This window comes from Mesonia aquimarina (assembly GCF_003667275.1).
Classification (GTDB): Bacteria; Bacteroidota; Bacteroidia; order Flavobacteriales; family Flavobacteriaceae; genus Mesonia; species Mesonia aquimarina.
The window spans coordinates 332,650-344,102 of sequence record NZ_RCNV01000003.1 but is presented as its reverse complement, the minus strand read 5'-3'; the positions used below and the strand labels follow the sequence as shown (position 1 = coordinate 344,102).

The window sequence follows — 11,453 nt, the reverse complement described above, 5'->3', positions numbered from 1 at the left end:
ATTTTCTCTTAAAATTAGATTTGGTTTAGAAATATCTTGGTGAACGATAAGACTTCTTACTAAAGAACACATCAAACAATACAAAAGCTTCATAAGAAGGTTCCTCTATATCTGATATCGTATAATCGTAAGCAAAACCTAACTGCAACCAATCTGTCGCTCGAACACTCACTAAACCACTTACCGCATCATCTAAACGATAAGATGCTCCGATCTCAAATCGCTCGTAAAACAAAAAGTTAGCATTTACATCAAAAGACATAGGGGATTCAAAAGATGCCTTTACCAAAGTCGAAGGCTTAAATTTTAAATTCTCACTCAATTCAAACACATATCCTGCAGTAGCAAAATAGTGTTGCTCTTCTGTTCCAAATTCTCTACCATCTATATCTAAATGTTTCGAATTTAAAAAGTTAGGAACCGACACACCGATGTAGTATTTATCAGTATAATACAAAAAACCGGCTCCAAAATTTAAGTAAGTCTCATTAATATTTTCACTAAAAGCTACATCAAACTCATTCTGAAGGCTCAAAGGTATTAAACCTACATCGTGAAAAGTAGCTCCTGCTTTTACCCCAAAGGCTAATTTATGATCTCCGCCTAAAGACAAGGTATAAGAAAAATCACCGTACACATTGGTCTCTTTTACAGGACCATTCTCATCAGAGATTGCCGAAAGACCTAAACCGGTCTTCTCTCCTACAGAAGAATGGGCAAAAAATGTATAGGTCCGAGGAGCGCCTTCAAATCCTGACCATTGATCACGATAAAGCAAACCGATAGACAAACTCTCCTTAGAGCCTGCATAAGCCGGATTAACTACGCTCATATTATACATATACTGTGTGTATTGTGGATCTTGTTGTGCCGAAAGATCATAACTACTCAAAAGAAAAATGGCACATAATGCTATGTATAGTTTTTTCATGTTATGTTTTTTTATTATTTGGGTTGTTGGTTTTATTCTAAAATTACCTCCTCTTTTTAACTCGATTATAAGTAAAAAGAGGAGGCTGATTATCTATATTCTAAACTAGTTTACTTCTCGGTTGATATAAACCCAGCCTTTCTTAACATTACCAAAGACAGGATCTTCTGATGAAAACTCTAGCACGTAGTAATACGTACCCGTTTGCAAGTCTTCGCCATCTTGATCTTGACCACAGAAACTATTTACATAATTTGATTGATCATACACTAATCGACCATGACGGTTATAAACCTTTAAACTACGAATTCCTGTTCGATCATCCAAAAAGCTTAAATCCATACAATCATTCTGACCTGGACTACTATTCGGAGATAAACCTTCAGTAATCACACAGCCGTTCTCATAAGGCGTTATAGATACATCTGTATCAATCGCACCAAAAGCAGAACATCCTCCTAAAACAATCTCTACCTCATAAGTATCATTGTAATCGCCTTCTGCATCATAAACTACCGTATAACTACTTCCTGTTTCTCCCGAAAGTACATTCCCATTCTCATACCAAACAAAATCTACCTCACTTGCCTCTACATTGCTCAGCTCTGCTGTCAAGACAAGCTCATAACTAGGTACTTCATCTGATAAATCACTACAGTATTGTAAATCCATAGCTGAAGATTGATCTGAACTAAGGCTTACTCCTATATCATCACGCTCTATAACATCTATCGATATTGTTGTAGAACAATCTGGGGAATCTGCATAAGCAGTTACCTCATAACTACCATAACCATAATCGGAAGCATTTACTATAGCGCCCGTCTCTGCTATCGAACTCCCTTCATAAGTCCAACTATAAGTAGTCTCTGCTACCGTAAAGTTAGAAGGTGTTGCATCTAGTATAGCGTCTGAAAGACTACACGTAACTATTTCCTCCTCCAATGAAGAAAGTGAAGGAGATTCATTTAATACTACATTAACACTAGCCATTGCTGTACATCCATCAATCTCTACAGTTACCATATAATCTCCATCTTCTGTTACCACTAAACTAGAAGAGGTCTCACCGGATATAACACCATTGGAATCTTCCCATACATAACTCGCATTACTTGCATCCTCCCCTGTTACTACACTCTCTATCGTATAACTAGACTCATTACATAAATCCTGGTCTGATCCTAATGATACTGTGAATGTATTGTTATTATTGATTGTAATACTATCGTTTCCTGTATCACAAGAAAAAGAATTGCCATTTGCATCTAACATAGTACCTATAACTTCAACGGTATAAGTTCCAGGTGCAGTCGCATTATAAGTTGCAGTAGTCTCTCCAGTTAATTCTGTACCATCCTGAAACCATTTATATGTCAATGAATCAAACTCAGAATTATTGGTAGGTGTTGCGTCTAATGTTACCGTTGAATTTGGACAAACAATTTGATCTTCACCCAAACTTATGATTGGAGAATGTCCAAATATAGCTTCAAAAGTAGCTGTTCTATTGCAATTCATATATGATGTTGTAACTGTATAAAGCCCTTCTTCTGTAATTATTAAAGAAGGATTGGTTTCATCGGTTATAACAGTTCCTTCAAAACTCCATTCATAGTTTACGTTTGGTAACTCTGAAGAAGAAATACCTGTAATTTCAGATGAAAGTTCAAAACTATTTGGGTCTCCTATTGATATACAAATCGGAGTTTGTGGAAGATTAACTTCATAATCAATTAAATCTACAACAACCTCATCTGTGATTAGACAACCATTCGCTGAAACTTCTACTGTATATGTCCCAGCCTGATTCACCTCTAAGGTAGAGTTTGTTTCTCCGTCTATTTGAGTTCCATCCAAAGTCCAACTGTAAATAATATTATCTAAATCCGTAACATTTGTTGGAGTAGCATCTATATTTAAACTATTTCCTTCACAAAGTGTTAGATCGTCACCCAAATTAACCTCCGGATTATCGAAAAACTCTACATTAATTGAATCTGTTAAGCCACAAGCTCCAATATAAACAACTGCTACGGTATAATTTCCTTCCTCAGTAACTTCTAATGTAGGATCATTTTCACCAGCGATCAATTCACCTTCTTGATACCATTCAATAGTTGCATCTTCTGGATTGTCAACACCTGTATCTAATATTACAGTTTCGCCATTACAACTTGCATTTCCAGAATTAGTAGTAATGTCATCTCCTAAATCGATAGCTCCTAAATCAAAACTTCCAGCGGCTATAAATACAGCTGAGTTATGTCCAGTGTCTCCTTTATCTGCCACTACCAATTTTATATGATATTGTTGTCCTGGAATTACATTTGCCTCTGCTGTCATAACCACTGTATTGCCTTTAAAATTAATAGGAGAATCAAATGGATTAACTCCATTAATACCATAATAGGTTCCAAAATACTCTTCATTCTGGGATTCGCAGCCAGGAGAATACTGTTCATCAAAAATAGTATTAGATGATATAGGAATCGTAGTTTCTGGAACTACCGCTAAATTTTCAGTATTCCCATCTTCGTCACTTAACAGAAACACAAAACCGTCTGTAAATGTCGTACCACATGGAAGTACAGCGTATTCGTCGGAAGCAAACAAAAAGTCAAAACTAATGTCATTTATAAACGGGATGAAATCAAACTCAATAATACTAGCATTGTATGATTCTCCTCCAGAATCTAAAGCGTTATCTAAATCTTCATCTCCAGGCCACGCATAACTACCCCCAGCCTGAATATCAGACTCTGGACCAGAAGCGTTCGCTACATTGCCTGAGCTCAATATTATTCCCGATTCTATAGGGAAATTTGAATTGTTATAATTAAAATATCCGATACCATTTACATCCTCATAATTTGTTCCAGTTGAATAGGTAATATTTGAAATTTGAGTACAGGGATTATTAAATAAAACATCGGTTACCAATTCCTCAACAGTGTAATTATTAGTGTTAATATTAATTCTGGGTTCAGGAGTAGTTATACAGAGGTCAAATGAAGTAGTTAAATTTTGATTGGTAGAAAAAACTCTAATGTAATAAGTATTTCCGATAGTTAAATCTTCTGCTAAACTTGCACTTTCTTGAAAATTATCAGCGCAGTACAATAATGATAAATCATTGCAATCATCACCTTCATATACTGCGTGATATATTGAACTATATTGGGAAATTCCTAGAAAAGAAATAGATAAATCTTCCGCTGTGGCTGTAAATTTAAACCAAATATCATTTGTTGTTTCTTCTACACAAGAGTCAGAAAATCCTGAAGGAGTTGCTCCTGCCAAGGTTCCTGGTGAAGATTCAATACATTCAATACTATCATTTACTGTTACTTGAGTAGCATCTTCACAATCATTATTAATAGGAGGGCAAAATTCCTGTATAACACTTTGAGTTACAAAACAATTTTCATCATTCTCATTTGCTACGGTTATATCAACCATAGTGTCATTCGGATAAGGACCAAACGTAAAAGTATCAGGGGAATCAACAGACTGACTCGCACTTCCTTGATTGTCGTTTATTATTAACGATTCCGATGATCCTAAATCTGTAATATTAATTTCCGCAAAAAAACCTTCGTTATTATTGTCACAATTACTGACAACTTCAGTAGAAACCACGGGATTAATACATGACGCACACGAAACACTTACATCAATTTCTGTAAAACCACTCGTATTACAGGGGTAATAACTGGATGTATAAGTGACTGTTATTTGATCTCCTATTGATTGAACACTAACTCCTGTAAGATCTCCACCGTTTCCGGTATCACTATATAGGACTGTGCCATCCGAATCCGTTACAACAAAGTCCCCCCCAAAGGTGGTAATATATCCAGAATTAACAATTAGGTTTAAATTTGAGCCATCTGAACTTTCAAAAGTATATGTAACAGTTTCCAAAAAACCGTAACATATAATCGTATTCACAGGACTTTCTTCGCAATCTACCATAATAGGTGGATCTTGTGCCCACATATTAAAATATCCTAAAAGTATTGTGATTAATAGTAATGTTTTTTTCATATTTTAAATATTTAATTGTTATAAAAATTTAATTTATCCTATTCTACTATTTTTGTAAAATATATGCGACTCTGCTTAAGCAAGTATGAATTTATCCTGAGTCGATTTTTATTTTTAAATGTTGTGAAAAAAATCCATTTAAGAATAAAGAAAATGAAATGTTTTTTTGCATAAAATAGATTAGGATTTTTGATAATTTAAAAAAAATACTTTCCAAATTTGTAATAAAATGTTGATTTTTAAATAAAAGATTACAAAAAAAAAGCGGTCGTCAAAGAAAAAAAAGCGGTCGTAGAGGAAAGAGATTAGTAAGGTGCTGTCGATTTATGTAATATATATTGTTGATTATCAAATGTTTATGTTTTTTTGTAAAAACAGGGCTATACTTCTTTTAAATTTTCAATAAATAAGAGTATAAAGACTCCTTTTTTGAAAGCCCCATTTTTTCTAAAATTCGCTTTTTTCGAATTCTTGCGGCATTATAAGTAATGTTAAAAATGATACCGATTTCTTTAAGATTTAAATTCATATATATGTAGCACAAAAACCTCAAATCATTAGTGGAAAGTGTAGGGTGATTAGATTTTAAATATTTTAAAAAGTTTGGATTCACCTTTTCAAAATGAATAATAAATTCATCCCACTCAGAATCCATTTTTAAATGTTGCTTTAGAACTTTCATATTATTAACAATCGTTTTATTTTTTGCTATGTCTGGTAAAATCGCAAGAGATTCAATAATTTCTTCGATGAGTTCATTTCGATTAGAAAGGTAAAGAGCTTTTGCTGAAAGTTTTCTGTTTTTTTCAGCTATCCTATTTTTTAAAGATTCCTGTTTTAGCTTAGCTTTCTGCTTGAGAATACCAACCTCATTTTCCAAAAGCATATGTTCTTTTTTTTCCTTTTCTAATTGCAAAGACATAATTTTCTGATCATTCTCTAAAAGTTTCTTTTCTTGTCTCTGCTTTATAATTCTATTTTTTTGCCAACGGTAAAGGAAGAAAAATAAAATTAAGATGGCGGCTATTATTACCCAAAACAAAGTAAGTTGTGCTTGTTGTTTTTTCTTATTGAGAATTAATTTATTTTGATAATTCTGAAGGTCAAATTTAACTTTATAAGTTTGAAAGAGCTGCTTATTGATACGATGTTCAAGAGAATCTTTTGCCAGAATTACAGAATCTTTATATTTGATAGCTTTTGCTAGGTCACTTTTGACTATGTATAAATTAGCTAAACGCTTATAACGGTCTATTTTCGGTTTCCATCCTGGATTGTAAATTAAAGCCTTATCGGTATATAAAATAGCCTTATCAATTTCATTATTTTTTTCATAAATTTTTGAAAGTAACTCTAAAATGCAGACTTGACAAGTTTCTTCTTTGTTATACTGCTTGCTATTTAGTAGGTTTTCAGCTAATTCTTGAGCTTCTTTTATATAACCTCTTAAAAAAAGATTTTCAGCGTAAGTAGCTTTCCAAAGCTGCATTGCATAAGTGTCGGTTTCTATAGTTTTTACTTCCTCTAACATAATTTTTGACCTTTCATGATCTCCACTTATATCATAAAAACTCGCTATGTTAACACCCAATATTTTTTGTAAATAATTTTTAGATTCCAAACTACCTTTTTTAACTAGGTTATATGCCTCTTTATAATATTTAATGGATTCTTGATAATCTCCTTTGTGCCCATATAATGCGCCAATATTATTCAAAACACTGATTTTTTCTTTTCTAAAAGATGGATTTTTTTTGATTATTTCCATGGCTTCTTGAAAATAACCCAAAGCTTCTCCATAATTGGAGAGTTCCTCATAGGTGATAATGCCTAAATTATTTTTTATGACTACTAATTTATCTGACCAATTATTTTTTTTAGCGATAAGTTCTGCCTTACCAAAGTTTTCTATCGCATAGGGATAATTTTCAGTACTTAAAGCCAAGGAGGCTTCATTCATAAGAGACTTATATTGCTTTTCAGCTTCTTGCGCGTGAAGTAATATTCCTAATAAGAAAAATAAGATGGTCTTTATAAATTTTGATTTCATTAAAAGTTTTATATATAAGTTTAAATATATCCTGTTGTACTTATGCTTTAGTAGAGGAAATCTATATGCTATATTGATAATCAGTAATTTGTTTTAACAGTAAGCTGTCGATGATAGACAGCTTCGTTGCAAATTACAAAAGAATATTGGAAGTATTAATAGAAATAACAAAAGACCAACTTTTACTCTATTAAATATGTAAGCTAAAGTTTAATGTTTCACAGCTTGTTAGCCTTAACTTTTTTGTTTAGTACTTGAGGAATGTTAGTGAAAGATGTCTTTTGAGAAAGCTTTCGGGTATCATATAATGATAAAGATCGGATGCAGTGGTTACAATAGAAGAAAATGAGTATTTGCCAATATGTTCAACACTATTCGGTAGAAGTTAGCCTTTTGTCTAAATGAATTTGAAATTTTTTTTACTGTGGACAGTATATCATTTGAAATCAAACAACTATGAAGTCTATATGCAAAAATATGTAAGTGAAAAGCTAATTGATTTCTGGATAAAGGATATTGCGTTGAAAAAAAGCTATGTATTATAACTATAAACTATCTGCTGTTTTTTTGTTAAAGTTGTTTTTTAAAAAATTGATTTGAACTCAGCTTCTGTATAGGATTTCAATTAGTTTAGTGATATTATGAAACAAATAAGAAAATTTATCTTAAAGGCTATTTCTTAACAAAGGAGGAGGTTAAATTCTTTGAATTCTGTATATCAAGTTTAAAATAAATTACGTGTATTCTGAAGCAATTTCCAATAAGGATTACTCCGTGGTGAAAATATTTTAGTTGGTAGATTATTTTTCTTATATATAGTTAGTGATATTTTCTACTATTGTTTCTGTAAGCGTCGTGGTCTTCTTCTTTATAAACCAGTGATGTTTTTAATGTGAAGATTTTTTCAGTTCACCAGCTTTCTTACTTTTGTCGAATGAAAAAAAACTACGATGTACTTATTGTTGGAGGAGGAGCTGCCGGATTTTTTACGGCAATAAATCTAGCTGAAAAAAAACCAGAACTTCAACTAGCTATTGTAGAACGTGGAAAAGAAGTACTCTCAAAAGTTAGAATTTCAGGCGGCGGACGCTGTAATGTTACTCATGCTGAATTTATTCCGCAAGATTTGGTTAAAAATTATCCACGAGGAGAAAAAGAACTGCGCGGTCCATTTCACCAATTTATGACCGGTGATACCATTGAGTGGTTTCAGCAACGTGGCATTGAATTGAAAACCGAAGAAGATGGGAGAATGTTTCCGGTAACCGATTCTTCAGAAACCATAATTAACTGTTTTTTATCGGAAGCAAATCGCTTAGGGATCGATGTGCTAAAAAAGCATGCGGTTCAAACTGTTGAAAAAAAAGAGAATACCTGGGAAGTATCTACTAATCAAGGTGAGTTTTTAGCTAAAACAATTGTGATGGCTTCTGGAAGCAATCCTAAAATATGGAAGCTTTTAGAGGGATTAGGGCATCAAATTATTCCACCGGTTCCCTCTTTGTTCACCTTTAATACAAAAGATGAACGCTTACAAGATTTAGCAGGAATTTCAACTTTTGCTTCCCTTAAAATTAAAGGTGAAAAACTAGAAAGTGAGGGTCCGCTTCTAATTACGCATTGGGGCTTAAGCGGTCCGGGAATTTTAAAATTATCGGCTTGGGGAGCACGAATATTGAACGATTGCAACTATAAATTCACTTTAGAAGTAAATTTTTTAGGATATAAAACACAAGAAGAGGCTGTAGAGGAATTAAAAGTTTTAAAAAATGAATTTCCTAAGCAACAACTCACAACGTATGCACAATTAGATTTACCCAAACGACTTTGGCGCCGACTTATTATAAAAGCAGGAATTCCTGAAAATCAGATTTGGGCAGAGCTTTCAAAAAAACAAATCCAACAAATTGCACTGGCCTTAACGCAAGCAACATTTTTAATAAACGGAAAAAGCACTTTTAAGGAAGAATTTGTAACTGCCGGCGGAATTAACCTAAAGGAAGTCAACTTTAAAACATTTGAAAGTAAAGTTAACGATAATCTCTATTTTGCGGGAGAAATATTGAATATAGACGCAATTACCGGCGGATTTAATTTTCAAAACGCTTGGACAGGTGGTTTTTTAGTGGCATCAGCAATCGCTGAAAAATATTAATTAAAAAAAATATTCCTTAATTAACGTTTTACTTCTTCAATAAGCCAATTTTCCAATTCATCCGAAGGATCAGCGGTATGTAAAACTGAAATATCTCCGGTAGCTTCAAAAACCACTGCGCGAACTTGCTTAACGTTTAATACGTTGGCCTCTCTTAATTTTGCTTTTAAATCACATTCGGTTACGTTCGCTTTTTTTAAATTTTCCTTTATAATATTAGGACCGTCCATCAATAATAAAGCATCATTATCCATTATTTTTTGAAAAAAGCTAAATCGACGTAATTTGGAAGCGAAAAACTGAATCGCGTAAACTATAAATAGTCCTGTAAAACCTTGCAGCAAACTCACGTTTTTCAGAATAATAGTAGAAGCTATTATCGAACCGATAGCAATAGTTATGGCAAAGTCTAGACTAGACATTTTAGAGAAACTCCGTTTACCAACAATTCTTGTAAAAAGAATGATAATAATATAAGTTGCAATAGCACTAATTATAATTGCAGCTAACGAAGTTCCGGATGCTTCAAACCATTTTTCCATAGGTAAATTTTTAAGATATAAAAAGTGATGCTATTGAATTCAACTTAATTTAAGCGCCAGATCTCAAAAGTTAATATAACATTATAAGCCACCCAAAAAACATAAGGAAATAATAAATAGGCGCTCCAATTGTTGGTGACTTTAAACCATTTAATGGTAAATAAAAGAAAAATAAATAAGCCGGAGATAAATAAAAGTGCAATTAACAAAAGTTTGAGCTCTAAAAAAAGAATAAACCATAAAGCATTGAGGAGAATTAGAAACCCGAAATGATATAAAGCTGTTTTCACCCAGCTATGATAAAACCCTTTACTCCAGACAATTCCAGCAGAGAGCCCTAGCAAGCAGAAACTAAGTCCCCAGGCAAGTGCATAAAATTTTATAGACAAGAAAAAATCGGGTTTATTGATTATTTTTAGCCAGTTTCCAGCACTTTCTGTAATGGCAATCATACAGAAAAAACCAATGAGTAAACCTATAAAAACGGTCCCGGTAATTTTATATAAGGCTGTTTTCTGGCTCATAAAACTTGGTGATTATGAAAATCTAAGGTAATTTATTTTATTAATTTCTACAACTTGCCCTCCAGCAGATTGCATTATATTTGTACAAATTTTAAAAATGACGGCAGAAAATTTTATTCCGCAGCAGGCTATAAGCCCTAAAACTGAAGGTGAAATAACTTGGCAATCGCCCAGTAATATTGCTTTGGTGAAATATTGGGGAAAATATAATAAGCAATTACCAAAAAACACTTCGTTAAGTTTTACGTTGAACAATTGTTTAACTACAACAACTTTGGAGTTTGAAAAAAAAGCAGCAAAAAATACAACTTTTTCCGTTGAAGTATTTTTAGATAAGGAGCGTACCGAAGCATTCGAACCAAAAATCATCACTTTTTTTGAGCGGATAGAACAATATCTTCCTTTTTTAAAAAATTATCATTTTAAAATTTTTACACATAATTCTTTTCCGCATAGTAGCGGAATTGCATCTTCTGCCAGTGGTATGAGTGCGCTTGCTTTGTGCCTTTTAACCATGGAAAAAGAAGTGGATAAAAAAATGACCGAGGATTTTTTCTATAAAAAAGCATCTTTCTTAGCTAGACTTGGTTCAGGAAGTGCAGCAAGAAGTATTCAAGGACCTTTGGTGCTTTGGGGAAAGCATGATGCTATAAAAAGTAGCAGCAATCTTTTCGGAACTTTATGCACAACCGAAATCCATAAAGTTTTTAAAACTTATCAAGACACCATTTTGTTAGTTGATAAAGGCGAAAAAAAAGTTAGTAGTTCTGTGGGGCATAATTTAATGCATAATCATCCATTTGCAATACAACGTTTTGAGCAGGCACAAGATAATATCGAAAAATTAATCGCAATTTTAGAAAGTGGAAATCTAGAAGATTTTATAGAGTTGGTAGAAAGCGAAGCGCTTACATTGCATGCCATGATGATGACCAGCCATCCATATTTTGTGTTAATGAAGCCTAATACTTTAGCGATAATTCATAAAGTTTGGGATTTTAGAGAAAAAATGGGCGTAAAACTTTGCTTTACCCTGGATGCCGGCGCTAATGTACATTTATTATATCCTGAAAAAGAGAAAACTAAAGTTTTAGATTTCATTAAGACTCAGTTGGTTGCACATTGTCAAAATGAACAGTATATTTGTGATGAGGTTGGCTACGGAGCAAAACAACTTGTAAGTCAATCCTAAATCAGTAAT

The 11,453-nt window shown here is 33.0% G+C and carries 7 protein-coding genes; 2 read left to right on the top strand and 5 right to left on the bottom strand.

Going from position 1 to position 11,453, the window contains the following annotated elements:
- Nucleotides 1-25: 25 nt before the first annotated feature.
- The 3 genes from D9R05_RS07030 to D9R05_RS07020 form a co-directional block, all read right to left on the bottom strand.
- Complete coding sequence (locus D9R05_RS07030; protein WP_121666500.1) at nt 26-931, bottom strand: PorP/SprF family type IX secretion system membrane protein; 906 nt, start codon at nt 929-931, stop codon at nt 26-28.
- A 105-nt stretch (nt 932-1,036) separates the two neighbouring features.
- Nucleotides 1,037-4,981: a choice-of-anchor L domain-containing protein gene (locus D9R05_RS07025; RefSeq protein WP_121666499.1), complete on the bottom strand. Its 3,945-nt coding sequence runs from the start codon at nt 4,979-4,981 to the stop codon at nt 1,037-1,039.
- A gap of 391 nt (nt 4,982-5,372) precedes the next feature.
- Nucleotides 5,373-7,031 carry a tetratricopeptide repeat protein gene (locus D9R05_RS07020; RefSeq protein WP_121666498.1) on the bottom strand — a complete coding sequence of 553 codons (1,659 nt, stop codon included), beginning with the start codon at nt 7,029-7,031 and terminating at the stop codon, nt 5,373-5,375.
- Nucleotides 7,032-7,965: 934 nt separating this feature from the next.
- Between D9R05_RS07020 and D9R05_RS07015 the strand changes: the two genes are divergently transcribed.
- A complete protein-coding gene (locus D9R05_RS07015) occupies nt 7,966-9,186 on the top strand; it encodes a BaiN/RdsA family NAD(P)/FAD-dependent oxidoreductase (protein ID WP_121666497.1) in 1,221 nt (406 codons plus the stop codon).
- Nucleotides 9,187-9,206: 20 nt separating this feature from the next.
- On the opposite strand, the gene D9R05_RS07010 is transcribed toward D9R05_RS07015, so the two are convergent.
- Nucleotides 9,207-9,728, bottom strand: coding sequence for a DUF421 domain-containing protein (locus D9R05_RS07010; protein ID WP_121666496.1), 522 nt, complete (start codon nt 9,726-9,728; stop codon nt 9,207-9,209).
- 44 nt (nt 9,729-9,772) lie between these two features.
- Complete coding sequence (locus D9R05_RS07005; protein ID WP_121666495.1) at nt 9,773-10,252, bottom strand: TspO/MBR family protein; 480 nt, start codon at nt 10,250-10,252, stop codon at nt 9,773-9,775.
- 97 nt (nt 10,253-10,349) lie between these two features.
- Here D9R05_RS07005 and D9R05_RS07000 point away from each other — a divergent pair, with 97 nt between their 5' ends.
- Nucleotides 10,350-11,444 (top strand): diphosphomevalonate/mevalonate 3,5-bisphosphate decarboxylase family protein, encoded by a 1,095-nt coding sequence (locus D9R05_RS07000; protein WP_121666494.1) that lies wholly within the window; start codon nt 10,350-10,352, stop codon nt 11,442-11,444.
- Nucleotides 11,445-11,453: the final 9 nt, after the last annotated feature.

Excerpts from the sequence above, each read along its gene's own strand:
- D9R05_RS07010 (WP_121666496.1), bottom strand. The coding sequence starts at position 9,728 with ATGGAAAAATGGTTTGAAGCATCCGGAACTTCGTTAGCTGCAATTATA.
- D9R05_RS07005 (WP_121666495.1), bottom strand. The coding sequence starts at position 10,252 with ATGAGCCAGAAAACAGCCTTATATAAAATTACCGGGACCGTTTTTATA.
- D9R05_RS07020 (WP_121666498.1), bottom strand. The coding sequence starts at position 7,031 with ATGAAATCAAAATTTATAAAGACCATCTTATTTTTCTTATTAGGAATA.
- D9R05_RS07015 (WP_121666497.1), top strand. The coding sequence starts at position 7,966 with ATGAAAAAAAACTACGATGTACTTATTGTTGGAGGAGGAGCTGCCGGA.
- D9R05_RS07030 (WP_121666500.1), bottom strand. The coding sequence starts at position 931 with ATGAAAAAACTATACATAGCATTATGTGCCATTTTTCTTTTGAGTAGT.
- D9R05_RS07025 (WP_121666499.1), bottom strand. The coding sequence starts at position 4,981 with ATGAAAAAAACATTACTATTAATCACAATACTTTTAGGATATTTTAAT.
- D9R05_RS07000 (WP_121666494.1), top strand. The coding sequence starts at position 10,350 with ATGACGGCAGAAAATTTTATTCCGCAGCAGGCTATAAGCCCTAAAACT.